Source organism: Psychrobacter sp. LFX-11D, assembly GCF_904846475.1.
Taxonomy (GTDB): Bacteria; Pseudomonadota; Gammaproteobacteria; order Pseudomonadales; family Moraxellaceae; genus Psychrobacter; species Psychrobacter cryohalolentis.
The window spans coordinates 1-921 of sequence record NZ_CAJHAV010000038.1; the positions used below are offsets into that span (position 1 = coordinate 1).

The following is a 921-nucleotide window of genomic DNA, read 5'->3' on the forward strand; positions in this document are numbered from 1 at the left end:
TATAGTCAGTTCAAAACAAAAGTGTTATGGCTAGGACAAACATCATAAAATAATTTGGATAAGTCATTTTCCATCCACCCTTGGCGTAGAGACTTTACTTGAGCCCATTTTTTCTCAATAGGGTTTAGATCAGGGCTGTAAGGCGGTAGCCATAAAATACGATGACCATGCCTGTTCAGTAGTTTTTGGATACGTTTGCTTTTATGAAACCGAGCGTTATCCATGACAATCACGCATTTGGTCTTAAGACTTGGGATTAGCGTGTGTTTACACCAGCGATAGAATATGCCGCTGTTAATGTTCTGTTCAAAGTAATCCAGTGCAAATAGCATCTTTTCATATAGAGCCCCAATGACGTTGGTTCGCTTTTTACCTTGCCAGTTGTAGCTGTCGATACAGGGTTTGCCTATCGGCGTGTAACCATGCGGACGAATGGTCTGGCTTTCAAAACCGCTTTCGTCCATATAGACAATGGGATAACCTTGCTGGTTAAAGTTATCAAGCTTACTCTGATACGACGTTCTTTTTATTGGACACGCTTTTGGATGCTCTAAGGTCTTTTTTTTGACTGATGCCTAGACGTTTTAAAGCCTCACAAATAGCTGGGGCAGTACAGTTGAACCGTCTTGCTCTCTCATAGTGATAGTCATCAGGGTAACGCTCAACGTCTTCGCGTAGTGCATCATCCGGTATTTTTGATGGCGTAACATTGCGAGTGCTCTTACTATGCAGCTGTTTCTTCCACTTTTGAATGGTGGTTGGACTAATAGCATAAAAAGAGGCTACCTCGGCAAAGGTCATGCCATCTGCTAAGCTTTTAAGAACTTGTTTGCGATAGTCTAGTGAGTAAGTCATAATGATTAAGTATATCTATTGAGATGTTTTATCCTATAACACTTTTATATTTAATACGCTATATTT

2 protein-coding genes are annotated in these 921 nt (G+C 40.4%); both read right to left on the reverse strand.

The features are described 5' to 3' along the window. Positions 1–5: 5 nt before the first annotated feature. On the reverse strand, positions 6–530 hold the full coding sequence (locus tag JMX75_RS12825; protein ID WP_201532560.1) for an IS630 family transposase: 525 nt from the start codon (positions 528–530) through the stop codon (positions 6–8). Next, the gene (locus JMX75_RS12830; RefSeq protein WP_201532559.1) at positions 505–855 is read right to left on the reverse strand and encodes an IS630 transposase-related protein; all 351 of its coding nucleotides are present in this window, start codon (positions 853–855) and stop codon (positions 505–507) included. The genes JMX75_RS12825 and JMX75_RS12830 overlap by 26 nt, the downstream gene beginning before the upstream one ends. Between the last annotated feature and the right edge of the window lie 66 nt (positions 856–921).

Coding starts and splice junctions, on each gene's coding strand:
- JMX75_RS12830 (WP_201532559.1), bottom strand. CDS start 855: ATGACTTACTCACTAGACTATCGCAAACAAGTTCTTAAAAGCTTAGCA.